21 protein-coding genes are annotated in these 22,365 nt (G+C 70.3%); 9 read left to right on the top strand and 12 right to left on the bottom strand.

Annotated elements, in window-relative coordinates; all coding sequences use genetic code 11:
- The first annotated feature begins 308 nt into the window (after positions 1-308).
- On the top strand, positions 309-2,987 hold the full coding sequence (locus MBA17_RS01835; protein ID WP_238494435.1) for a hypothetical protein: 2,679 nt from the start codon (positions 309-311) through the stop codon (positions 2,985-2,987).
- A gap of 59 nt (positions 2,988-3,046) precedes the next feature.
- On the opposite strand, the gene ppdK is transcribed toward MBA17_RS01835, so the two are convergent.
- From ppdK to MBA17_RS01785, 10 genes are all read right to left on the bottom strand, one after another.
- The gene (gene ppdK, locus MBA17_RS01830) at positions 3,047-5,677 is read right to left on the bottom strand and encodes a pyruvate, phosphate dikinase (protein WP_238494434.1); all 2,631 of its coding nucleotides are present in this window, start codon (positions 5,675-5,677) and stop codon (positions 3,047-3,049) included.
- 361 nt (positions 5,678-6,038) lie between these two features.
- Positions 6,039-7,250 (bottom strand): sensor histidine kinase, encoded by a 1,212-nt coding sequence (locus MBA17_RS01825; RefSeq protein WP_238494433.1) that lies wholly within the window; start codon positions 7,248-7,250, stop codon positions 6,039-6,041.
- On the bottom strand, positions 7,247-7,918 hold the full coding sequence (locus tag MBA17_RS01820; RefSeq protein ID WP_238494432.1) for a response regulator transcription factor: 672 nt from the start codon (positions 7,916-7,918) through the stop codon (positions 7,247-7,249). The genes MBA17_RS01825 and MBA17_RS01820 overlap by 4 nt, the downstream gene beginning before the upstream one ends.
- A gap of 11 nt (positions 7,919-7,929) precedes the next feature.
- A complete protein-coding gene (locus MBA17_RS01815) occupies positions 7,930-9,003 on the bottom strand; it encodes a S1C family serine protease (protein WP_238494431.1) in 1,074 nt (357 codons plus the stop codon).
- Between the two features lie 10 nt (positions 9,004-9,013).
- A complete protein-coding gene (locus MBA17_RS01810; RefSeq protein WP_238494430.1) occupies positions 9,014-9,961 on the bottom strand; it encodes a VWA domain-containing protein in 948 nt (315 codons plus the stop codon).
- Positions 9,958-10,869 carry a DUF58 domain-containing protein gene (locus MBA17_RS01805; protein WP_238494429.1) on the bottom strand — a complete coding sequence of 304 codons (912 nt, stop codon included), beginning with the start codon at positions 10,867-10,869 and terminating at the stop codon, positions 9,958-9,960. Before MBA17_RS01805 ends, MBA17_RS01810 begins: the two co-directional genes overlap by 4 nt.
- On the bottom strand, positions 10,869-11,891 hold the full coding sequence (locus MBA17_RS01800; protein ID WP_455432669.1) for an AAA family ATPase: 1,023 nt from the start codon (positions 11,889-11,891) through the stop codon (positions 10,869-10,871). The genes MBA17_RS01805 and MBA17_RS01800 overlap by 1 nt, the downstream gene beginning before the upstream one ends.
- On the bottom strand, positions 11,849-12,025 hold the full coding sequence (locus tag MBA17_RS01795) for a hypothetical protein (RefSeq protein ID WP_238494427.1): 177 nt from the start codon (positions 12,023-12,025) through the stop codon (positions 11,849-11,851). Before MBA17_RS01795 ends, MBA17_RS01800 begins: the two co-directional genes overlap by 43 nt.
- A gap of 224 nt (positions 12,026-12,249) precedes the next feature.
- Complete coding sequence (locus MBA17_RS01790; protein WP_238494426.1) at positions 12,250-13,635, bottom strand: glycine--tRNA ligase; 1,386 nt, start codon at positions 13,633-13,635, stop codon at positions 12,250-12,252.
- Between the two features lie 83 nt (positions 13,636-13,718).
- The gene (locus MBA17_RS01785) at positions 13,719-14,009 is read right to left on the bottom strand and encodes an antibiotic biosynthesis monooxygenase family protein (protein ID WP_238494425.1); all 291 of its coding nucleotides are present in this window, start codon (positions 14,007-14,009) and stop codon (positions 13,719-13,721) included.
- A gap of 148 nt (positions 14,010-14,157) precedes the next feature.
- Between MBA17_RS01785 and MBA17_RS01780 the strand changes: the two genes are divergently transcribed.
- From MBA17_RS01780 to MBA17_RS01755, 6 genes are all read left to right on the top strand, one after another.
- Positions 14,158-14,595 (top strand): DUF6703 family protein, encoded by a 438-nt coding sequence (locus MBA17_RS01780; protein ID WP_238494424.1) that lies wholly within the window; start codon positions 14,158-14,160, stop codon positions 14,593-14,595.
- A 46-nt stretch (positions 14,596-14,641) separates the two neighbouring features.
- Positions 14,642-15,613, top strand: a complete 972-nt coding sequence (locus MBA17_RS01775; protein WP_238495019.1) for a metal ABC transporter substrate-binding protein — start codon at positions 14,642-14,644, stop codon at positions 15,611-15,613.
- A gap of 86 nt (positions 15,614-15,699) precedes the next feature.
- Positions 15,700-16,503 carry a metal ABC transporter ATP-binding protein gene (locus MBA17_RS01770; protein ID WP_238494423.1) on the top strand — a complete coding sequence of 268 codons (804 nt, stop codon included), beginning with the start codon at positions 15,700-15,702 and terminating at the stop codon, positions 16,501-16,503.
- The gene (locus MBA17_RS01765; RefSeq protein WP_238494422.1) at positions 16,496-17,329 is read left to right on the top strand and encodes a metal ABC transporter permease; all 834 of its coding nucleotides are present in this window, start codon (positions 16,496-16,498) and stop codon (positions 17,327-17,329) included. Before MBA17_RS01770 ends, MBA17_RS01765 begins: the two co-directional genes overlap by 8 nt.
- The gene (locus tag MBA17_RS01760) at positions 17,326-17,715 is read left to right on the top strand and encodes a Fur family transcriptional regulator (RefSeq protein ID WP_238494421.1); all 390 of its coding nucleotides are present in this window, start codon (positions 17,326-17,328) and stop codon (positions 17,713-17,715) included. Before MBA17_RS01765 ends, MBA17_RS01760 begins: the two co-directional genes overlap by 4 nt.
- A 99-nt stretch (positions 17,716-17,814) precedes the next feature.
- Positions 17,815-18,363, top strand: a complete 549-nt coding sequence (locus MBA17_RS01755) for a CGNR zinc finger domain-containing protein (protein ID WP_238494420.1) — start codon at positions 17,815-17,817, stop codon at positions 18,361-18,363.
- Positions 18,364-18,369: 6 nt separating this feature from the next.
- On the opposite strand, the gene MBA17_RS01750 is transcribed toward MBA17_RS01755, so the two are convergent.
- Positions 18,370-19,146, bottom strand: coding sequence for an isoprenyl transferase (locus MBA17_RS01750; RefSeq protein ID WP_238494419.1), 777 nt, complete (start codon positions 19,144-19,146; stop codon positions 18,370-18,372).
- A gap of 19 nt (positions 19,147-19,165) precedes the next feature.
- A complete protein-coding gene (gene recO, locus MBA17_RS01745) occupies positions 19,166-19,894 on the bottom strand; it encodes a DNA repair protein RecO (protein ID WP_238494418.1) in 729 nt (242 codons plus the stop codon).
- A 147-nt stretch (positions 19,895-20,041) separates the two neighbouring features.
- Here recO and MBA17_RS49120 point away from each other — a divergent pair, with 147 nt between their 5' ends.
- Complete coding sequence (locus MBA17_RS49120; RefSeq protein ID WP_274384772.1) at positions 20,042-21,616, top strand: CDP-alcohol phosphatidyltransferase family protein; 1,575 nt, start codon at positions 20,042-20,044, stop codon at positions 21,614-21,616.
- The gene (locus tag MBA17_RS49115) at positions 21,613-22,326 is read left to right on the top strand and encodes a DUF5941 domain-containing protein (protein WP_274384771.1); all 714 of its coding nucleotides are present in this window, start codon (positions 21,613-21,615) and stop codon (positions 22,324-22,326) included. The genes MBA17_RS49120 and MBA17_RS49115 overlap by 4 nt, the downstream gene beginning before the upstream one ends.
- Positions 22,327-22,365: the final 39 nt, after the last annotated feature.

Genomic DNA, 22,365 nt, shown 5'->3' with positions numbered 1-22,365 from the left:
TTTCACTTCAGGCCGCTTCATATCGGCCTTTCTCTTATTAGAGAGACAGTCAGAATATTAGATCTGGATATATGCCCATCTCTCCATCTAGATTGCTACACTTCCGATTTGCCCAGAAATGTCACTCATCGAATGATCGCGTGAGAGAGGCCCTGCGCATTTGACAGGCATGCCGTTTCCGGGATGGGTGTTCGCGCTTTATCGAATTCTGGCGGACGGACCGTGAAGCCCGTACAGTTCAGACCACCTTCATTTCTACGCCGACCCCGCCTTTCGACGCGGCGAACGGCGGAAGCAAGACGGGGGCGATGGTGGAACGGCAACTGGACGCGGTGCTCGCGGAGCTGGTCATCAGGGACAGGTTCGGCCGGAGAAGGATTCGATATGGGCGCCGGTTCGGGCCTCTGGTGCTTCAACTCGAGGCCGCCGATGACACGATTCGTTCATGGCCGGAGGAGTACTACCGGAAATACTCCGGTGTTCTGCCGATCAACGAACCGGGTGAGACTCCCGCGGCGGGTGCGCCGCGGGAAGGGCCGGAGCGGCAGGTCGCCGACGAGTTGCTGGACATCGCCCAGGGGTGCGGATACGACGGGCGTCCCGCGTACCGGCTGCCCATCGTCTTCCCCCGCTTCGCGGCCGCGTACGCGGTCCTCATCGCCTGGCAGCCGGACGAGGAGGGAACCAGGGCCGAACTGGACGCCGAACTGGAGACGAGGGTCAAACAGGCGATCGGGGAGGCACGGCGCGACGTCCTGCCGGAGTTGCGCAAGCGGTTCGGCGGGTTGTCCCGCGATCCCTACATAGAGCAGCAGCTGAGCGGCCTGGCCGGGCTTGGGATCCGGCTCCTCGGCGCGCTCAGATTCCCGCATTTCAGGACCGTGCGCTGGTACCGGAAGAAGGGGTTCGGCACCCAGCCGCCGCGTACCACCCGGGTGCTCATCAAGGAGTTGCGGCGATGGCGGCGGAAACCGCCCGCCGAGCAGGAGCTGCTGCTGGTCGAGGCGCTGCTCGCGGACATCGACGCGCACTACGGGGTCGTCCGCCGGCTCAACCGGGCACGCCGTCCCGTCATCCTGCTGCCCGGCGTGGACCGGGTCCCCGCGCGAAGGAAGATCAGGGACACCCTCCTCGCGGCCTACGACGGCAAGTGCCGCGACCTGCGAACGCACCCCGTCGTCATCGCCACCTCGGCCCCGGACGGTGCGCCACCCGCGAGAGGCGCGAACGCGCCCGTGACGGCGGACGAGCTGAAGGCGGCGATTCCGGCCCTGTTCACCGCCCGGGAGGAGGCCGCCGAGGAGCGGAGACTCGGCAAGGACGTCCCCCTGCCGAGCCGGTTGCTGCAGGTGGCCGTGGAGCCCTCGGGCCGCGAACCGGACGGAACGCAGCGCTCCGCACGGCCGGGGCCGGGGCCGGTCACCGTCACGGCGGCCTGGCTGGTCATGGCGGGCGCGCTGGGCTACGGCCTGTCACTGCCGATCGGCCCACCGGAGTCCGAGAGCTGTGGCGAAAGGCTGGAGGTGGTGGGAGCCGACTGCGTGGGCGTCTCCGACGGCACCGGGGTCTTCATGCCGGACATCGAGGGCATGCGCGACGTCTTCGCCCGCATCGAGGCGGAGAACAACCGGATCGCTACCAGGAAACACGCGACCGTCGCATTGATGATCCCCATGGAGTCGGACATCCCGGCGGTGCGCGAGCAGATTCTCAGTGAGGTGCAGGGCGCCTTCCTGGCGCAACTCCAGGCGAACAAACCGGACGCGGCCATGCCGCCCATTCGCCTCGTCCTGGCGAATCCGGGCCGCGATTACCGGCAGTGGCGGCACACGGTGAACAAGCTCACGCAGCAGGAGCCGGCTCTCCGCGTCGTCGCGGGTTTCAACCTCAGCCTGGGCAATACCTGGCACGCCATGTCGCATTTGACGAAGGTCCGGCGAATTCCCGTTGTCGCCGGGCTGGTCACCTCGGGGGATTTCGCCAATCCCGAGACCCAGGACCGGGACGGGGATCCATTTCCCGGCCTGGCGCGAGTGGTCTCGACCGCCAAGGAACAGGCCGACGCGCTGCTCAAGTTCGACCCGAAACTGGCCGGCGCGGAAACCGCGCTGGTCGTGGACACCCGGCCGATGGACAACTACAACGATTCCCTGCGGGCGGCGTTCACCGAGGCCAGAAAGGGCAACAAGGGCACCGGGGTTCAGGACATGACCTTCGAGTCACCCGGGCTGGAGGAGGCCGGCATCACGCCGAACAGATTCGAGGACTTCGCGCTGAACATCTGCCAGTCCAACGCGCGCTTCGTCTACTTCGCCGGCCGCGCCTTCCACCTGAAACTCTTCGTCAAGAAGCTCGCCGGCACGTACTGCTCGGGCAAGGAGTCCTACACCGTGATCTCCGGGTCCGACGCGACGACCCTCGACAGCCGTCTCGACGACGACGAACGGCGGCTGCTGCGCGGCGATCCCGGCGGCGGCAAACCCGCCGTCTCCGTCGAGTACGCGGCGCCGGCGCACCCCGACGCCTGGAGTGTCGAGATCCAGAAATGGTCGCGGCACCGATCGAAGCCCAGAAAGGAGGACATTCCCCGTTATCTCGCCGAGCCGCAGGAGGCCCTGGACGAACTGCGGGCGGGCATCGCCGCCGCGAAGATCGGCGACGTACGGCTGGAGGACGGCCGTACGATCATCACTCACGATGTCGTCCTGACCGCGGCGAAGGAGCTGGCGAAGGCCGCGGCGGTCAGCAACACGGAGGTCCCGTCGGCCGAGCATGTCAGGGAGATCCTCACGGACCTGAACGCGGCCTACCGGGTCCGGGGCGCGAGCGGCTGGATCTGCCTGACCAACGCGGGCAACCCGTACGACAAGGCCCTCTCCGTGGTGCGGCTGGACCCGGCGGCGGACGAGCTGAGGCTCGAAGGCGTCGCCTGGCCGGAGGGCGAACCTCCGAAGAACAACTGCGTCGTGCCCCAGGCCACCCCATAGGAGCCCCGCCACCCCATAGGAGCTCCGCCACCCCGCCGGGCGGGTGGCGGAGCCTCGGCCTACGACGTACGGGCGGCGATCAGCGCGGCGCGCGCGGCCTCCAACCGGGCGACGGGGATGCGGAAGGGCGAGCAGGAGACGTAGTCGAGGCCCACCTCGTGGCAGAAGTGGACGGACTCCGGGTCGCCGCCGTGCTCGCCGCAGATGCCGAGCTTCAGGCCGGGCCGGGTCCTCCTGCCCTCCTCGGCCGCGACCCGGATGAGGCGGCCGACGCCGTCGCGGTCGATCGTCTCGAACGGCGAGACACCGAACACCCCCAGATCAAGATATTTCGTGAAGAAGGATGCTTCGACGTCGTCTCGGGAGAATCCCCAGGTCATCTGGGTGAGATCGTTGGTGCCGAAGGAGAAGAAGTCGGCGGCCTCGGCGATCTGGCCCGCGGTGAGCGCGGCCCGGGGCACCTCGATCATGGTGCCGATCAACGCCTCGACGCCGGCCTCGCGGAGGATCCCGGCCGCCTCGTCACGCACGTGTTCCAGCTCCTGGACCGCGCCGACGAGCGGGATCATGATCTCGGCGCGTGCCGCGCGGCTGCGTGCCGCCGCCGCCGCGATGGCCCTGACCTGCATGGCGAACAGCCCCGGTACGACGAGGCCGAGCCGTACGCCGCGCAGCCCGAGCATCGGGTTCTGCTCGTGCAGCCGCTTCACCGCCTCCAGCAGCCTGCGGTCGCGGCCGGAGACCTCCTCGCCCGCGAGCGCCACGCGCACCGACAACTCGACGATGTCGGGCAGGAACTCGTGCAGCGGCGGGTCGATGAGCCTGATGGTCACCGGCAGGCCGTCCATCGCCTCGAAGATCTCCGCGAAGTCGGCCCGCTGCAACGGCTCCAGCGCCCCGAGCGCCGCCTCGCGCTCCTCGTCGCCGCCGGCGAGGATCAGGTCCTCCACGAGCCTGCGCCGCTCGCCCAGGAACATGTGCTCGGTACGGCACAGCCCGATGCCCTGCCCGCCGAACCTGCGCGCCCGGGCGGCGTCCTCACCGGTGTCGGCGTTGGCCCGCACCTCCAGCCGCCTGACCGAGTCGGCGTGGGCCATCAGCCGGTCGACCGCCCGCACCAGCGGGTCCTCGGCCGAGCCGCGCTCGAAGTACTCCACCACCGAGGAGTCGACGACCGGCACCTCGCCCAGGTAGACCGCGCCGGTGCTGCCGTCGACGGAGATCACCTCTCCCTCGCCGACCACGATGCCGCCCGGCGCGGTGAAGCGCCGGTCGCGGGCCGACACCTCCAGTTCCTCGGCCCCGCAGACACAGGTCTTGCCCATGCCGCGGGCGACCACGGCCGCGTGCGAGGTCTTGCCGCCCCTGCTGGTCAGGACCCCGCGGGCGGCGATCATGCCGCTCAGGTCGTCGGGGTTGGTCTCGCGGCGCACCAGGATGACCGACTCGCCCTGTTCGGCCAGCTCGACCGCGCGTTCGGAGGAGAACACCGCCTTGCCGACGGCCGCGCCCGGTGAGGCGTTCATGCCCGTGGTGATCTGCTTGGCGTCGGCGTTCCTGTCGAAGCGGGGGAACATGAGGTGGGCGAGCTGGTCGCCGGTGACCCGCAGCACCGCCTCGTCGAGATCGATCAGCCCCTGGTCCACGAGTTGCACGGCGATCCGGAACGCGGCGCCCGGCGTGCGCTTGCCGACGCGGGTCTGGAGCATCCACAGCTTGCCGCGCTCGATGGTGAACTCGATGTCGCACAGGTCGCGGTAGTGGTTCTCCAGCGTCTCCATGATCGACAGGAGTTCCCGGTAGGAGTCTTCGTCGATCCGCGCCAGATCCTGCAGCGGCACGGTGTTGCGGATGCCGGCCACCACGTCCTCGCCCTGCGCGTTCTGCAGGTAGTCGCCGTAGACGCCCTGCTGCCCGCTGCCCGGGTCACGGGTGAAGGCGACTCCGGTGCCGGAGTCCATGCCGCAGTTGCCGAAGACCATGGTGCAGATGGTCACCGCCGTGCCCAGGTCGGCGGGGATGCGTTCCTGACGGCGGTAGACGATCGCGCGCGGGGCGTTCCAGGAGTCGAACACCGCCTTGATCGCCAGGCGCATCTGCTCGCGCGGGTCCGCGGGGAACTCGTGCCCGGTCTCCTCGCGCACGATGCCCTTGTAGGTCTCGACGAGGCGCTGGAAGTCGGCGGCGTCGAGGTCGAGGTCCGCGCGGCCGCCCTTGAGCTCGTCGAGCGCGTCCTCGAAGCGGCCCTCGATGCCGAGGACGGTCTTGCCGAACATCTGGATGAGCCTGCGGTAGGAGTCCCAGGCGAAGCGGTCGTTGTCTCCCGACTGCTTGGCCAGGCCGTGCACGGACTCGTCGTTGAGGCCGACGTTGAGGACCGTCTCCATCATGCCCGGCATGGAGAACTTCGCTCCGGAGCGGACGCTCACCAGCAGCGGGTCCTCGGGGCTGCCCAGGCGCTTGCCCGTCTGGGCCTCCAGCGCGGCCAGGTGCTCGGCGATCTCCTCTTCGAGGCCGCCGGGGAGGGTCCCGTCGGCGAGGTAGCGGCGGCACGCCTCCGCCGTGATGGTGAAGCCGGGGGGCACCGGCAGGCCGAGGTTGGTCATCTCGGCGAGGTTGGCACCCTTACCCCCGAGAAGATCCTTCAGATCCTTGTTCCCCTCGGTGAAGTCGTAAACAAACTTGGGCACGGCAGCTCCTTCTTCGACCCCAATGAACGCCTTACTGCGGACTCTACCGAGGCAGAAGATAATGAAACGTCACCCATTGGGAGATAGGGTGTTTAGCCTGGTCAACCCACATGCTGCGGTCTAATCCAATTACAGGGATGGCAAACAAAAATGGTTTATACCAATTGGTGTAAACCAATTGGTATAAACCAATTCCCGGCCGCTTTCGGTCGCGTGGGCCCCACATGGAACATCCGCCGCGCCCGGCGCTTCAGGGTCTCCGGCGGCACACCCCGCGCCCTGCGCCTAAGGGTGTCCGGCGGGCATGCCGGAAGGGCCGGTCACCCGGACCGGCCCGATGGCCGCACGCCGTCGCCGGCCCTCAGCGCCGGGCCGCACCCGCGCGTTCGAAGGGGTTGTGCCCCGGAAGTTGTCCCGACCCGGCTCCCCGGCCGGGCAGCCACAGCACGAACGTGCTGCCCACGCCCACCTGGGAGAACAACCGAACGTGCCCGCCGTGCGACTCCACGATCTGCCGCACGATCGCCAGCCCCAGCCCGGTGTGCCTGTCCCGCCGGCTCGTCTCCCCCCGCCAGAACCGGTCGAACACCCGCGGCTGGTCCTCATCCGGCAGTCCGGGTCCGGCGTCCCGCACGGCCACCCAGATCCAGTCCTCGGTACGGCCGGACGCCACGCCGATCTCGCTACCCGGTGGAGCCAGCCGTACGGCGTTGGACAGCAGGTTGCCCACCGCGCGGCGGAGCGCGTCGTGGTCACCGATCGTGACCAGGCCGGAGACCAGCCGCCGATCGATGCGCAGCGCCCGCGCCTCGGCCAGCCGGTTGAACTCCTCCGCCGCCTCGGCCGCCACCGCGCCCACGTCGACGTCCGCGTCGGCGAGCGCGGGGGCGGTACGGCGGGCGGTGGCGAGGAGATCCTCCACCAGCCGGGTCATCCTGGTCGTCGCCCGGTCCACGATCGCCGCGGCGTGCACCCGCTCCTCCTCGGTGCTGTCCGGCGAGTTGAGCACGGTGTCGACGTTCGCCCTGATGATGGCCAGCGGGCTGCGCAGCTCGTGCGAGGCGTCGTCGATGAGTTGCCGCTGGGCGCGGAAGCCGTCCTCCAGCCGGTCGAGCATGGTGTCCACGGTGTCGGCGAGGTCGCGCAGCTCGTCCTTGGGGCCTTCGAGCCTGATCCTCCTGGTCAGGTCGGTGGCCTGGATCTCGGCCGCGGTCCTGGTGATCGACCGGACCGGGCGCAGCACCCGCCCCGACAGCACCCAGCCGATGCCGAGGCTGGCCACGAACAGCCCGCCCAGCGCGACGAACGAGTATCTCTGCAGGGCGGCGAGCGTCTTCACGTTGATCGCGTTTTGCACCTCTTCGACGACGACGACCTGCTGCTGACGGAGGACGTCGCCGCGCTTGTTGACGACCTGGGCGTACTCCTTGGTGAAGTCCCGCTGCTCGGTGCTCAGGGCGATCGTGTAGTAGATGCCGCCGAGCACCAGGGCGGCCAGCACGAACAGCAGCCCGGAGTAGAGCACGGTCAGCCGGAAGCGGATCGTGTGGACGAAGGCGGGCAGCCGGCTCACACGCGCTCCTTCAGGCGGTAGCCACGGCTGATCACGGTCTCGATCATCCCCTCGGTGCCGAGCTTGCGGCGAAGGTTGCCCACGGTGACCCTGACCGTGTTGGTGAAGGGGTCGGTGTGCTCGTCCCAGACGTGTTCGAGCAGTTCCTCGGAGGAGACGACGTGCCCCGGCCTGGTCATCAGATAGTGGAGCACGCCGAACTCCTTCGGCGTGAGGCTCAGCTGGTGGCCGGACCTGAACGCCTCGACCCGCGCCGTGTCCAGGCGCAGCTCGCCCACCTCCAGCACCGCCGTACCGCCCGCCGCGTCCCTGCGCAGCAACGCGCGCACCCTGGCCAGCAGCTCGGGGAACGCGAAGGGCTTGACCAGGTAGTCGTCGGCGCCCTCGTCGAGCCCCCTGACCCGGTCCTCCAGCCGGTCACGAGCGGTCACCATGATGATCCGGGTGCTCTGGCCGCCACCGCCCTGCCGTACGGCGCGGCACAGCTCGAAGCCGTCGCCGCTCGGCAGGTTCAGGTCGAGCAGCACCAGGTCGTACTCGTTGACGTGCAGCTTCTCCTCGGCGTCGGCGACGTCGTAGGCGACGTCCACCGCGTATCCGGCACGCACGAGCCCCACCCGGAGCGCGTCGACCAGGTCTTCCTCGTCCTCGACCACTAGCAGGCGCATGTCACGAAAACCTAGTTCCGAATGATTCGTTCCGCGACGTTCGCGGCCCGGTCGATCGGGATGGCGAATCCGATGCCGATCGATCCGCCGCCCCTTCTGGACAGGATGGCAGTGTTGACGCCGATCACCTCGCCGCGGGCGTTGACCAGCGGGCCGCCCGAATTGCCGGGGTTGATGGACGCGTCGGTCTGCACCGCCGTGGTCTGCCCTCCCCTCCCGAACGGCACCTCCCGGTCCACCGCGCTGACGATGCCGGAGGTCACCGTCCCCGACAGGCCCAGCGGCGAGCCCACGGCCAGCACCTGGTCACCGACCGTGACATCGCCCGAACGGCCGAGCACCGCGGGGACGAGCCCCTGACCGGCGGGTACGGCCAGCACCGCCAGGTCGTTACGGTCGTCGGAGCCGATCACGTCGGCCCGCAGCCGGCGACCGTCCTCCAGGACCACGCTGACCTGGGCGCTGCCCGAGACGACATGCTCGTTGGTGAGAATGTGCCCCGCAGCGTCGATCACGAACCCGGAGCCGGAACTCCCGCCCGCCTGCACCGAGACCACGCTCGGCAGCACCTGGGCGGCGATCGCGCTGAGCCCGCCCGCCACGGCGACCGGCCCCGCCGTCGAGCGGGGCAGCGCCACGGGAGCCGGCGTGGACCCGCCGGCCAGCCATCCTCCGGCGACGCCCGCGCCGCCGCCGACGACCGCCGCGACCAGCGTGGCGACCATCAGAACACGCCCCCTGCCCGGCGTGACCGGCCGGGCGGCGGGCGGAGCAGCGAGCGGAGCAGCGAGCGGCGGTTCCGCCCGCCTCCCGGGCGCTCCCGGCAGGAAGTCAGGCCCCCGCGGCGCGCCGAGCCCGAGCAGATCGGACCGGCCGCGCACACCCGGCTCCTGTGTAAGCGTCCCCGTCTGCGACTGCGACTGCGACTGCGACTGACCGTGCGCGCCCGGCGTCACGTCACCCGGCATCGCGTACGGCGACAGGTCACCAGATCCCGCGTGAGACGCGGCACCGAGTCCCGCGTGGGACGCGTCACCGGGTCCCGCGAAGGGCGACGTGTCGCCAGGTTCCCGCTGGTTGTGCATGGTGAACTCCTCAGACCATCCGTGAGAACCACAGCATCGACGTACCGGCCGCCAGCATCGCCGCGACCAGCCCGGCCCCGACGAACCACGGCCAGATCTCCTGGACCTCGGTGCGGGAGCCCACCGAGGAGCCGATGTCGTCGTAGACGGCCTGCAACTCCTCGCCGGAGGCGGCCTCGTAGAAGCCGCCGCCGGTGGCCTCCGCGAGTTGCTGGAGGGCGGGCCCGTCCACCGGGACGGGCACGGCGCGGCCACCGAGATCGACCACTCCGTCCTGCGTGCCGTACGCGATCGTGGTGACGGGGACGCCGCGCGTGGTGGCCTCGGCGACGGCGTCGTCCACGGATCTGCCGGTGGTGCTGGAGCCGTCCGACAGCAGCACGATGTGCGCGGGCGGCGGTTCCTGCCCGGCCTCGGCGTCCAGCGAGCGGATCGCGCCGAGCGAGGAGTAGACGGCCTCCCCGATCGCGGTGCCCGAGTCGGTGGTCAGCCGGTCGAGGGCGGCCAGTACGGCGGGCCGGTCGGTCGTCGGCGGGACCGCTACCGACGCCGACGAGGAGAAGGAGACCAGACCGAGGTTGAAGCGAGCAGGCAGCCCTTCCACGAAGGCGCGGGCGGCGCCGCGCGCGGCGGCGAACCTGTCGGGCGCGACGTCGGTGGCCCGCATGGAGGCGGACACGTCGAACGCGACCATGATCGTCGCGCGCTCGCGCGGCACCTGGACCTCGGCCTCGGGCCGGGCGAACCCGGTGACGAGCATCGCGAGCATGAGCCCGAACAGCGCGGCGGGCACGTGCCTGCGCCACCCGGGCCCTTTCGGCACCACCTTGTCCAGCAGGTCGAGGTTGGTGAAGCGCACGGCATAGCGGCTACGCCGTAGATACATGACCACATAGGCGACCCCGATCGCGAGAGCCGGGATGAGGAGCAACAGCCACATCGGAGACCGGAAGCTCATGCCGCCCCGCCCCCCGCCCTGGCCATCCGCCGTTGCGTCAGCACGTGCCGGACCAGGTCCCTGACCCAGTCGCGGTCGGTGCGCAACCGCACGTGCCCCGCCCCGGTACGGCGGAGCGCGGACTCGATCGCGCCCCGTTGTTCGGCCGCCGCCGCGGCGTATCTCTCACGCAGCCGCGCGTTCGCCGTGGACACCTCCTTGCGCCGGCCGGTCTCCGGGTCGACCAGGGTCAGCACGCCCACGTCCGGCAGGGTCAGCTCCCTCGGGTCCACCACCTCGACCGCCAGGACCTGGTGCCTGACCGCGAGGCGGCGCACCGGCCGCTCCCAGCCGGCCGGATCGTCGAGGAAGTCCGACACCAGCACGACCAGGCCACGGCGGCGCAGCCCGCGCCCGAGCTGGTCGGCATGGACGCCGATCGGCCGGGTCCGGGCGCCGGGCACGACCCGGGGCAGCGCGGACATCGTGTGCAGCAGCGCCATCAGATGCGGCCTGCCGGTGCGGGCGGGCAGCCTGCGCACCCCGCCGCCGGAGAGGAGGTGCGCGCCGATCCGGTTGCCGGTCCGCTCGGTGAGGAACCCGACGGCCGCCACCGCGGCCAGCGCCAGCTCCCGCTTCTCCAGCTGCCCCGTGCCGAAGTCCATGCTGGCGCTCGCGTCGAGCAGCACCCACGTCTCCAGCTCACGGTCGGCGGTGACGTCCCGCACGTACGGCTCGGAAGCCCGCGCCGTCACGTTCCAGTCCATCCGCCGCACGTCGTCCCCGATCGCGTACGGCCTGGCCTCGGCGAGTTCGGTGCCGGGACCGGGTAGCAGCCCGAGGTGGTCTCCCTGGAGCAGGCCGTCCAGGCGGCGCGTGACGGTCAGTTCCAGCCGCCGCAGGGCGGGTTCGGCGATCAGGTGGCGCATCAGGCCGCCTCCCTCCGGTGGGGGGCGATCTGCGGCTCGGGGACCGTGGCCAGGATCTGCTCCACGATCCGCCGCGGCTCGACCCCGTCGGCCAGCCCGTCGAAGGACAGCACCAGGCGGTGCGCCATGACGTCGGGCGCGAGATCCCGCACGTCCTCGGGCAGGACGTAGTCCCTGCCGCGCAGCAGGGCCAGCGCGCGGGCCCCGGCGACCAGGCCGAGCGTGGCACGCGGACTCGCGCCGAAGGCCAGCAGGCCGCCCAGCTCGGGCAGCCCGAACCTGGCGGGCTCCCTGGTGGCGTAGACGAGCCGGACGACGTACTCCGCGACCGCGTGGTGGACGAACACCTTCCTGGCCGCCTCCTGCAACGCCACCAGGCTCTCGGTGTCGAGGATCGGGTTCGGCTCCGGCGCGTCGACGCTCATCCGGTAGAGGATCGCCAGTTCCTCCGACTCCGTCGGGTAGCCCACCTCGATCTTCATCAGGAACCGGTCCCGCTGCGCCTCGGGCAGGTGGTAGACGCCTTCGGACTCGATCGGGTTCTGGGTGGCGAGCACCAGGAACGGCACCGGCACCCGGTGCGTGTGGCCGCCGATGCTGACCTGGCGCTCGGCCATCACCTCCAGCAGGGCCGACTGGACCTTCGCCGGCGCCCGGTTGATCTCGTCGGCCAGCACGATGTTCGACATCACCGGGCCCAGCTCGATGTCGAAGCTCTCGGTGGAGGGGCGGTAGATCCGGGTGCCCACGATGTCGGCCGGGACCAGGTCGGGAGTGAACTGGACGCGGGCGAACGACCCGCCCACGACGGTGGCCAGCGTCTGCGCCGCGAGGGTCTTGGCGATGCCGGGCACCCCCTCCAGCAGGCAGTGGCCCCGGGCCAGCACCGCGACGAGCAGCCGCTCGACCATCAGGTCCTGGCCGACGATCACCCTCTTGACCTCGAACAGCGCCCGCTCGAGGCGGCCGGTGTCCTCGGTCACGGCTGCCCGCCCGTCTTGTCGCCGGTCGGATGGGCGCACTCGTCGACGACTAGGCGCAGCTCCAGACCGTCCGGGATCGGATCCGCGAACGCCGTGCTGCCCGTCGCCAGGAAAGCACCGCCGCTCAGAGCGAGGATTCCCGCGACGGTCCTCCAGCGTGATGTGCGTGCCATGTGGGTTTCTCCCTCGATGTCTGTTGACCCTCGCGCACACTTCATCAACTGACCCCGAAAACCGACGTAAGGGACCGCCTGCTTCGCGAACTGATTCGCGGGCTACTTCGCGAGTTGCCTGCATCGCGAGTGACTTCGCGAGCTGCTTCATGGGCGAAACGAGAACGGCTGCGACCGCCCGGAGGGAGCCGGGGCGATCGCAGCCGTTGTGGCCGTCTGGCGGGTCAGTCGTTCAGGTGCTGGCGCAGGTAGGCGTCGACCTGGTCGAGGGCGACGCGCTTCTGCGCCATGGAGTCGCGCTCCCGGATGGTGACCGCCTGGTCCTCCAGGGTGTCGAAGTCGACGGTGACGCAGAAGGGCGTGCCGATCTCGTCCTGGCGGCGGTAGCGGCGGCCGATCGCGCCCGCGTCGTCGAACTCGACGTTCCACCTGCGGCGCAGCTGGGCGGCGAGGTCGCGGGCCTTGGGCGAGAGGTCGGCGTTGCGCGACAGCGGCAGCACCGCCACCTTGACCGGCGCGAGGCGGTGGTCGAGGCGCATGACCGTGCGCCGCTCCATGACTCCCTTGGCGTTGGGCGCCTCGTCCTCGGTGTAGGCGTCCATCAGGAAGGTCAGGGCGGCGCGGTCGACGCCCGCCGCCGGCTCGATCACGTAGGGGACGTAACGCTCACCGGTGTCCTGCTCGAAGAAGGACAGGTCGGTGCCGGAGGCCTTGCTGTGGCTGGACAGGTCGAAGTCGGTGCGGTTGGCGATGCCCTCCAGCTCGCCCCACTCGCTGCCGCTGAAGCCGAAGCGGTACTCGATGTCGACGGTCCGCTTGGAGTAGTGGGACAGCTTGTCCTTCGGGTGCTCGTACAGCCGGAGGTTGTCCTGGTCGATGCCGAGGTCCACGTACCACCGGAAGCGCTCGTCGATCCAGTGCTGGTGCCACTCCTCGTCGGTGCCGGGCTTGACGAAGAACTCCATCTCCATCTGCTCGAACTCGCGGGTGCGGAAGATGAAGTTGCCCGGCGTGATCTCGTTGCGGAAGGACTTGCCGATCTGGCCGATGCCGAACGGGATCTTCTTACGCGCCGACTGCTGCACGTTCAGGTAGTTGATGAAGATGCCCTGGGCGGTCTCGGGCCGCAGGTAGGCGAGGCCCGACTCGTCCTCCACCGCGCCGAGGTAGGTCTTCAGCAGCCCGCTGAACTGCCTGGGCTCGGTGAAGGTGCCCTTGTTGCCGCAGTTGGGGCAGGTGATGTCGGCCAGGCCGCCCGCCGGGGGCTTGCCGTGCTTCTCCTGGTAGGACTCCTCGAGGTGGTCGGCCCGGTAACGCTTGTGGCACGACTGGCACTCGGTGAGCGGGTCGGTGAAGGTCTCGACGTGACCGCTCGCCTCCCACACCTCGCGGGCCAGGATGACGCACGAGTCGAGGCCGACGACGTCTTCCCGGCCCTGGACGGTGGCCATCCACCACTGCCGCTTCACGTTGTTCTTGAGCTCGACGCCGAGTGGACCGTAGTCCCAGGACGCCCGCAGACCCCCGTAGATCTCGCTCGAAGGGTAAACGAGACCACGCCGCTTGGCGAGGCTGACGATGGTATCCATGACGTCGGTACGGCGTGCCATAGGAATGGGCTCCATCCGGCTGGAGGTCGGCGAGAATTGATGAGATCCCAGCTTAGGGGACGCAGCCGACGCCTCGCGCGCGCTTAACCCGTGGCCGGGAGGGTGTCGACCTTCTCGAATGCGCTCGGCTCATTGATCATGAGCGTCATCAGTGGATACATCGCCATCCGTGCCGCGGAGAGCGCCCGCCGGTAGAACCCCGCGCCCTCCCACTCGCTCACCAGCGCCCACAGCTCCGGCTCGTCGACGGACCTGGCGAGCTGGCCCCTGAGATAACCCTGCTGGCCCTCGAAGAGGGCGAGGATCTCCCCCGCCTGGGCGGCGAACTCCTGGGTCCGCCCCTCGGGCACCGAGTAACGGATGATCGCGAGCATCCGCCCAGCATGCCAGACCGCCCGCCGCCGCCGCGCGCGGGGACCCGCGCTCTCCGGTCGCCGGGAACCCGCAGCGGGGGGCGAGCTCAGCCGTACACGAGTCCGGGAGACTCCCGCCCGCCCGCGACCCGGCGTTAGGCTCGGCCTTGTGGCAGAACAGCGTGACCCAGACTCGGGGGCGCGGCACGTGCCGTCCCACCCGCTCGCCAGGCAGCCGGCCAAGCGCCCCGTCCAGCGCACCGTGGGGCAGGGCAGGGCGCGACGGCCGTTGCCGCCGGGAGAACAGTTCCTGACGCCCGGGGCCACCGGGCTGCGCAAGGCGCTGGAGCGGCGCAGCGCGGCGCCGCTGGTGTTCATGTTCCAGTTGCCCCGCTGGATCCTGCCGGTCGCCATGGTCCTGCTGATGCTCGCGGGCTTCGTGCTGCCCGACTGGCGGGGCGGGCTCGCGGTGCTGCCCGTGCTGGCGTTCGTGGTCTGGCTGGCCTACATGTCGTGGCCGTCGCTCGGGTTCAAGGGGAGGGTGCTCCGGGTCGTGCTGAGCACGTTCCTGTTCCTGCTGGCGGCCGATCGATTCGGGGCCTTCTAGGCTGATTTTGACAACCGTTTTCATTTTGGGTCATACTTGGGGGGTGATGTCTGACTTCGCCCGTCTTCGTACGCGTACCGCCGGTCTCGTCGCCGGAGCCGCCGCCCTTCTCACCGCCACCGCCGCATGCGGCGCGGACCAGGCCAGGGGGGCGGGTGAGGACGCGGCGAAGCCGCAGGTGATGGCCGCCTTCTATCCGTTGCAATGGATCACGGAGCGGGTGGGCGGCGGAGACGTCGCGATCACCGGGCTGACCAAGCCCGGCGTGGAGCCGCACGACCTGGAGCTCACTCCCCGGCAGGTCGTGACCCTGACCGACGCCGCCCTGACGGTCTACATCAAGGGCGTGCAGCCGTCCCTGGACGAGGCCGTGGAGCACAACGCCCCCGACAAGGGCTTCGACGCGGCCGCCGCCGTACAGACGCTGCCCGCGACCGAGGCGCACGAGCACGAGGAGGCGGCCGAGGCCGCCGAGCCGGCGGCGGAGGAGCACGCGCACGAGGTGAGTTACGACCCGCACCTGTGGCTCGACCCCAGCCGCTTCGCCACCGTGGCCACCAAGCTCGGCGAGCGGCTCGCCGCCGCCGACCCCGCCCACGCCAAGGCGTACCGGGACCGCGCCGCGGCCACCGCGGCCGAGCTGACCGCGCTCGACGCCGAGCTGAAGAAGGGCCTGCGCGACTGCACCGGCCGCGCGCTGGTCACCAGCCACGCGGCGTTCGGCTACCTGGCCGGCCGATACGGCCTGGAGCAGGTCGGCATCAGCGGCATCAACCCCGACGGCGAGCCCTCTCCCGCGCGCCTCGCCGAGGTGGCCAAGGTGGCCCGGCAGGAGAAGGTGACTACCATTTTCACCGAGACCCTCGTCAGCCCCAAGGTCGCCGAGGTCCTCGCCAGTGAGGTGGGCGCCAAGACGGCCGTTCTCAACCCGCTTGAGAGCAAGCCCTCGGCCGGCGACTACGTGTCGGCCATGCGCCAGAACCTCTCCACTCTCCGCACCGCTTTGGGATGCACGTGAGCCGAACACTCCACTCCTCCGGCGGCCAGGGACTCCCTGCGCCGCCGTTCGGCGTTCCGGCGGACGGACAGGAACGGAAAGCACGTATGAGTCAGCAGACGGTGTTCGCCATGACCGGCGGCCAGGTCAGCCTGGAGGGTCGTCCGGTCCTGCGCGGCGTCGACCTCTCCATCGGGTCCGGAGAGGTCGTGGCCGTCCTCGGCACCAACGGCTCCGGCAAGTCCACCCTGGTCCGCGCGATGCTCGGCCTGATCCCCCTGTCCGGCGGCAGAACCGAGCTGTACGGCGTGCCGCCCGCGAAGTTCCGCGACTGGCGGCGGATCGGCTACGTGCCGCAGCGGCTGTCGGTCGGCGGCGGGGTGCCGTCGACGATCCGCGAGGTCGTCGCGTCCGGCCGGATCGCCCGCCAGCGCCGCCTGCGCCCGACCAGCGCGGCCGACCGCGAGGCGGTGGCCAGGGCGCTGGTGACCGTCGGCCTCGCCGACCGGGCGGGCGACCCGGTGCACGCGCTCTCCGGCGGCCAGCAGCAGCGGGTGCTGATCGCCCGCGCGCTCGCCGGCGAGCCGGACACCTTCGTGATGGACGAGCCCACCGCGGGGGTCGACTCCGCCAGCCAGCTCCATCTCGCCGAGACGCTGGCCACGCTGGTGCGCGAAGGCCGGACCGTGCTCCTGGTCGCGCACGAGCTGGGCCCGATGGAGCCCCTGGTGACCCGGGCGATCGTGCTGCGAGACGGCCGGGTCGTGCACGACGGCGTCCCGCCCCAGCCGGTCGGCGTGCACGCGCTGCCCGGCCACGAACACGTGCACCCGCACGCGGTGTCACCCGAGTGCGGTCCCCTGACCTGGGAACCAGGCCCGCCGGCGAGCAAGGAGGTGCCCGGTGCTTGAGCTCCTGCAGTTCCCCATCATGCAGCGGGCGCTGATCGCCGCGCTGCTCGTCGGCCTGGCCGCGCCCGCCGTCGGCACCTTCATCGTCCAGCGCCGCCTGGCCCTGCTCGGCGACGGGATCGGGCACGTGGCGCTCACCGGCGTGGCGCTCGGCTTCCTCACCGGCACCGCCCCCGTGCTCACCGCCGTGGTGGTCGCGATACTCGGGGCCGTCGCCATCGAGCTGGTACGCGAACGCGGCAGGACGGGTGGCGACGTGGCCCTCGCCCTGCTCTTCTACGGCGGCATCGCCGGTGGCGTGCTGCTCATCGGGCTGTCCGACAACGGCAGCAACGCGACGCTGATGTCCTACCTGTTCGGCTCGATCAGCAGCGTCACCACGCAGGACCTCTGGATCATCGGCGCGCTGAGCGCGGGGGTGCTCGCCGTCGTCGCGATCTTCGGCCGGGAGCTGTTCGTGCTCTGCCAGGACGAGGAGGTCGCCAAGGCGAGCGGCCTGCCCGTGCGGTTCCTGAGCCTGCTCATCGCGGTCACGGCGGCGCTGACCGTGGTCGTGGCGATGCGCGTCGTGGGGTTGCTGCTCGTCAGCGCGCTCATGGTCGTGCCGGTGGCGGCCAGCCAGCAGCTCACCCGCGGCTTCCGTACGACGCTCGCGCTGGCGATGGCCTTCGGCGTGGTGGCGACGGTCGGCGGGCTGAGCTACACGTTCTACGTGAACGTGGCGCCCGGCGCGGCGATCGTGCTTCTCGCGCTCGCGGGGTTCGCCCTGGCCCTCGGTGTCGGTACATTCGTACGCCGAAGCCGAACCCGGGAGTCGACTCGATGAGCAACCGCCGAGATGCCGTGCACGACATCCTTCGCCAGAGCGAGGGTTTCCGCAGCGCGCAGGACGTCTATGCCGAGATGCGGGCCGACGGCGCCAAGATCGGGCTCACCACGGTCTACCGCGCGCTGCAGGCGCTCGCCGACACCGGCCAGGTAGACGTGCTGCGCACCGACGACGGCGAGGCCGTCTACCGGGCCTGCGCGAGCGGAGACCATCACCACCACCTGGTGTGCCGCCGGTGCGGCCGTACGGTCGAGGTGGCGGGCCCCGCCGTCGAGCGCTGGGCCGAGACGGTGGGCGGGGAGCACGGTTTCAGCGACATCACCCACACCGTGGAGGTCTTCGGCACATGCGCGTCGTGTGCGGCCGCGATCAAGGCGGGCTGAGCCGGTCACGAGGTCCGGGCCCACGTGGGTGGTCCCGTGGGCCACGGGGGAGTTGTACGCTTCACGACACGCCAGAACAGGGCCCCGACAGGAGTCGACATGCCATTCGGCCATGACATGGTGCACTCGCTCGCCACGGTGGTGGATCTGATCAACACTTCCCCCTCGACCGGCGGGGACGAAGCGCTGGCCGACACCGGTCAACTCCAGGAGTTGGTCGAGCGGAGACAGGTGAGCGGCATCGAGGCGCTGGCGGCCGAGGACGTGGCGCAGGTCCGCACGCTGCGCGAGGCCTTCTTCCACGTCTTCACCGCGCCCGACCAGGCCACCGCGGTCATCCGCCTGAACACGCTGCTCAGCGAGACCAGGATGACCCCCCGGCTGGCCGAGCACGACGGTCATCCGCTGCACGTGCACTACTTCGCGCCGGGCTCCTCGATCGCCGAGCACCTGGCGGCCGACTGCGGGATCGCGCTCGCCCACCTCCTCGTGGAGGGTGAGTGGGAGCGGCTGCGCACCTGCTCGGCGCCCGACTGCGACCACGTGTTCGTCGACGAGTCGCGCAACCGCTCCCGCGTCTACTGCGACAGCCGTACCTGCGGGAACCGCATGCACGTGGCCGCCTACCGGGCCAGACGCCGCGCCTGAGGGCGCTCAGCCCACCTGGTTGGGCAGGGCCCCGCCGTACCTGCGGTCGCGCTTGGCGTAGATCTCACACGCCTCCCACAGGTCGCGGCGGTCGAAGTCCGGCCACAGCTGGTTGAGGAAGACCATCTCCGCGTAGGCCGACTGCCACAGCAGGAAGTTGGAGAAGCGCTGCTCCCCCGAGGACCGGACGAAAAGGTCGACGTCGGGGATCTCGGGCTCGTCGAGGTAGCGGTGGAAGATCTTCTCGCTGATCTTGTCGGGGCGGACCCGGCCGGCCGCGATGTCCTGCGCCAAGCGGGCCGCGGCGTCGATGATCTCCGCGCGGCCGCCGTAGTTGACGCAGAACTGCAGGGTCAGGACCCGGTTGTCGCGGGTCATCTCCTCGGCGTCCTGCAGCTCCTTGATCACGCTCTTCCACAGCCGCCCCGGCCGTCCCGCCCAGCGCACCCGTACGCCCAGCGCGTGGAGCTCGTCGCGGCGGCGGCGGATCACATCGCGGTTGAAGCCCATCAGGAAGCGCACCTCGTCGGGGGACCGCTTCCAGTTCTCCGTGGAGAAGGCGTAGGCCGAGAGGTAGGGGACGCCGAGCTCGACCGCCCCCTCGATCACGTCGAACAGGGACGCCTCTCCCGCCTTGTGGCCCTCCGTGCGCGGCAGGTTGCGGGCCTTGGCCCACCGTCCGTTGCCGTCCATCACGATCGCCACGTGCCTGGGCACCAGGTCACGCGGGATCGGTGGCGGGGTCGCCCCCGACGGGTGGGGAGTGGGAGGACGGACGTTCACCCTGGTGCTCCTTCGAAGGTCAGACTCGCTCGACGTGCCGAAGAGAGCGTATGCCGTGCTCGATGTGCCATTGCAGGTATGCGGCGACCAGCCCGCTGCACTCGGTGCGGTGCCGGGATTCGGAGGCGTCGGCGGACGGCCAGTCGCCGCGCAGCAGGGCGACCATCAGCGCGAGCGTCTCCGCGGCGGGGACGGCGGCTCCGGCGGGCCGGCACGCGCCGCACACCACGCCGCCGGCCACGATGGCGAAGGCCCGCACGGACTGGGCCGAGCAGCGGGCGCACGACTCCAGCGCGGGCGCGTATCCCGCGACGGCCAGCGAACGCAGGAAGTAGGCGTCGAGGACCAACCGGGCCTCGTGATTTCCCTCCACCAGGGTGCGCAGCCCGCCGATCAGCAGCAGGAACTGCCGTAGCGCCGGCTCCTTCTCCCCCACGGTCAGCCGGTCGGCGGTCTCCAGCATCGCGCTGCCCGAGGTGTAGCGGGGATAGTCGGCGATGAGCGCCTCGCCGTACGGCCGCAGGGTCTCGGCCTGGGTGACCACGTCGAGCGACCGGCCCACGTGGAGCTGCAGGTCGACGTGGGTGAAGGGTTCGAGCCGGGCGCCGAACCGCGACGTGGTGCGGCGCACGCCCTTGGCCACCGCGCGCACTTTTCCGGTGCGTTTGGTGAGGATCGTGACGATGCGATCGGCCTCGCCCAGCTTCTGCGTGCGCAGCACGACGCCTTCGTCACGGTAAAGACTCACCTGCTCAGTCTAGGAGTGCGGGTAGCGGATGAATCACGGGTAAACCTCAAGTGGACTTACTTGACCATAGGGTCACTAGACTTTGCCCCTTGGCGAACTCACCCACGCCACGGTTTACCGACCCTGCACGCTGCCTGAAAGGGTGTCATGACCCGCGTGGTCCTGCTGGGCTCATCCCCCAGCCCGAATCCCTCCGCCGGCCGGCCGCTTCTGGCGGCTCTGCCGGGTTCCCCGACGGTCACCGGCCGCCTGCACGGCCAGATCGCCTCGCTGGATCCCCAGCCCGTCACCATCGCCCGCGCCGAGTACGCGGCCGACTACCGGGGTTATCCCGGTTCGCTCATCGAGACGTCCGACCTGGCCGGCGACCTGCGGGCGCTGGCCGACGCGGTCGAGCACGCCACGGAGAACCTCTTCATCCTGCCCGCCGACTCACTGATCCACGACGAGCTGATCTACCAGCTCACCAAATCCAAGCGCGGCGCCCTTGCGCTGACCGCCAAGGAACCCAAGCCGGTGGATGAGAACGGCGAACGGGTGGTGATCGACGCCGAAGACTACGTCCCCATCGACGAGGCCGAGCCCGAGATCGGCGACCACGTCCACGAGGGACTGCCGGTCCGCACCAGGATCGGCAAGTCGCGGGTCATCTCGGTCGGCTCCGCCTACCACGCGGTGACCCGCCCCAACGCGATCCTGCTGGGACCGCTCCACCTGCACCACAAGCACGCCCCCACGCTGGCCGAGGCCGCCCGCGAGCTGGCCGACATGGCCCATCTGCTCGGCGAGGACGACGACCTGCTCCAGCTCCTCGTGCTGTGCCTCGTACGGCGCGGCGTCTCGGTCGGCATCCGCGGCCGGCGTGACCTGTTCTACGCCCGCGTCCCCTCCCAGGAGATCGCCGACGAGGCCCAGGCCGCGATGGCGGAGTACAACGAGGACCGGGCCAAGCTGAACAACGCGGTCAAGGGGGCCGACGGCTTCTTCACCACCTACTTCGTCAGCACCTACTCGCGTTACATCGCCCGCTGGGCGGCCCGCCGAGGGCTGTCGCCCAACCAGGTCACACTGATCTCGATCTTCCTGGGCGTGGCGGCCGCGGCCTGCTTCGCCACGGGCACCAGGACCGGGGCCGTTTCCGGCGCGGTGCTCATCTACTTCGCCTTCGTCTTCGACTGCGTCGACGGCCAGGTGGCGAGGTACGCCCGCAAGTTCGGCGTGCTGGGCGCGTGGCTGGACGCCACCTTCGACCGGTTCAAGGAGTACGTCGTCTTCGCCGGTCTGGCGATCGGCGCCGCCGTGGCCGGGCAGGACGACGTGTGGACCCTGGCGCTCATCGCGCTGAGCCTGCAGTCGATCAAGCACCTGCTCGACTTCTCCTTCGGCGCGGCCAACCGGCGCAACAAGAAACCCGTGCCGTTGCCCTCGCTGGCCCTGACCGTCAGCCCGGACACCGAGCTGCGCAGCGCGCTCGAAGAGCGCAAGGCCGCCCGGTCCACCGGGGTGCGCGGCCTGCTCAAGATGTGGACCAAGGCCGGCAAGTACCGCCCGGTCCACTGGGCGCGCAAGATGATCGTGTTCCCCATCGGCGAGCGGTTCGGCGCGATCGCGATCACGGCGGCCTTCTTCGAGCCGCGGGTCACCTTCCTCACGCTCATCATCTGGGGTTCCGTCGCCTTCGCCTACACGCTCACCGGACGTCTGATGAGGTCTCTCGCATGATCACCCAGCCGCAGACCGACGCACTGCCCGCGCCCGATCCCGACGAGGAGCGGCGCCGAATCCAGACCGCGAGACTGCTCGCGTACCGCGACGACGGGCCGCTGGTCGCGGCGCTGCGCGGGGTGCTGGGCCGGGGGCTCCCGCCGGTGCCCGCCGCGCTCGTCGCGCTGGTGGTGATCGCCGCGCTGGGTGTCGCGGGCGTGCTGGAGCCGGGTCCCGTCCTGCTGGTCCCCGTGCTGGTCATGGTGGTCCTGGTGGTGCCGACCGCGGCGCGCGACCACCTGGGCAGGTTCGACTGGCTGATGCCGCCGCTCATCAGGGGCACCGAGTTCCTGGTGATCCTGCTCGTCGGCATCGCCGCCGACGCGCCCAGATGGCTGCTGTTCGTGCTGCTCTACGTGGTGGGCTATCACACCTACGACACGGTCTACCGGACCAGACAGCGCATCTGGCCGCCCTCCTGGGTGTTCATGGCGGGCCTCGGCTGGGAGGTGCGCCTGCTGCTGATCGGCGCGGGCGCCGCGCTCGGCTGGGCCCCCTGGGTCATCGGCGCCCTCACGCTGTACCTCGGCGTGCTGTTCGCCATCGAGAGCGTGACGAGCTGGGTGCGCCTGGACAAGGAGTCCGCGCGCGGCCAGGAGTCCGACGACCTCGAACAGTCGCCCGAGGAGGCGCAGGAACAGGCCACCGGGGAGACCGAGCGCGCCTGACGGTCGGTCCGGGCAAGGGGGTCGCGTTTCCACGCGGCC

It is taken from the genome of Dolomitihabitans soli, from assembly GCF_022213955.1.
Classification (GTDB): domain Bacteria; phylum Actinomycetota; class Actinomycetes; order Streptosporangiales; family Streptosporangiaceae; genus Streptosporangium_A; species Streptosporangium_A soli.
Note: the sequence above shows the minus strand (reverse complement) of the source record. Positions and strands in the feature narration are given on the sequence as shown.

Bases quoted from the DNA above. Each gene is read 5' to 3' on its own strand.
- MBA17_RS01835 (WP_238494435.1), top strand. From the start codon at position 309: ATGGTGGAACGGCAACTGGACGCGGTGCTCGCGGAGCTGGTCATCAGG.
- MBA17_RS01775 (WP_238495019.1), top strand. From the start codon at position 14,642: ATGTCTGACTTCGCCCGTCTTCGTACGCGTACCGCCGGTCTCGTCGCC.
- MBA17_RS01760 (WP_238494421.1), top strand. From the start codon at position 17,326: ATGAGCAACCGCCGAGATGCCGTGCACGACATCCTTCGCCAGAGCGAG.
- MBA17_RS01755 (WP_238494420.1), top strand. From the start codon at position 17,815: ATGCCATTCGGCCATGACATGGTGCACTCGCTCGCCACGGTGGTGGAT.
- MBA17_RS01820 (WP_238494432.1), bottom strand. From the start codon at position 7,918: ATGCGCCTGCTAGTGGTCGAGGACGAGGAAGACCTGGTCGACGCGCTC.
- MBA17_RS01795 (WP_238494427.1), bottom strand. From the start codon at position 12,025: ATGGCACGCACATCACGCTGGAGGACCGTCGCGGGAATCCTCGCTCTG.
- MBA17_RS01815 (WP_238494431.1), bottom strand. From the start codon at position 9,003: ATGCACAACCAGCGGGAACCTGGCGACACGTCGCCCTTCGCGGGACCC.
- MBA17_RS01790 (WP_238494426.1), bottom strand. From the start codon at position 13,635: ATGGCACGCCGTACCGACGTCATGGATACCATCGTCAGCCTCGCCAAG.
- MBA17_RS01810 (WP_238494430.1), bottom strand. From the start codon at position 9,961: ATGAGCTTCCGGTCTCCGATGTGGCTGTTGCTCCTCATCCCGGCTCTC.
- MBA17_RS01805 (WP_238494429.1), bottom strand. From the start codon at position 10,869: ATGCGCCACCTGATCGCCGAACCCGCCCTGCGGCGGCTGGAACTGACC.
- MBA17_RS01785 (WP_238494425.1), bottom strand. From the start codon at position 14,009: ATGCTCGCGATCATCCGTTACTCGGTGCCCGAGGGGCGGACCCAGGAG.
- MBA17_RS01770 (WP_238494423.1), top strand. From the start codon at position 15,700: ATGAGTCAGCAGACGGTGTTCGCCATGACCGGCGGCCAGGTCAGCCTG.
- MBA17_RS49115 (WP_274384771.1), top strand. From the start codon at position 21,613: ATGATCACCCAGCCGCAGACCGACGCACTGCCCGCGCCCGATCCCGAC.
- MBA17_RS49120 (WP_274384772.1), top strand. From the start codon at position 20,042: ATGACCCGCGTGGTCCTGCTGGGCTCATCCCCCAGCCCGAATCCCTCC.